Here is a 261-nt window from a genome sequence, read left to right as displayed (position 1 = left end):
CAATCAAGGCACCGGCCCGGGCAGCAAGCCCCTGACAGGAGGACGGGTTGAGAAACAGGTCGAGAGCCGCTGTTTTCGTCAGGGATTTCTCCTGCACCAATGCGCGGCGCAGTCGCTCTGGCAGGCCAGCAGCACCATCGCCGTCGCTCTCGAAATAGCCAGACCCGAGGATGAGACGGTCGGCCTTCTTCTTGGTACCCAGGCGCTCGACCACCTGAGGAAACAGCGCCTGATTGCGGCTGTCGATGAAGCGGGGACGCG

General features: G+C 63.2%; 1 pseudogene. It reads right to left on the bottom strand.

Going from position 1 to position 261, the window contains the following annotated elements:
- A pseudogene (locus HBA93_RS21835) lies at positions 1-261 on the bottom strand (hypothetical protein); the annotation flags it as partial.

This window comes from Ochrobactrum sp. SFR4 (assembly GCF_019730395.1).
GTDB lineage: Bacteria > Pseudomonadota > Alphaproteobacteria > Rhizobiales > Rhizobiaceae > Pseudochrobactrum.
This window is presented reverse-complemented; position numbering and strand designations above follow the sequence as displayed.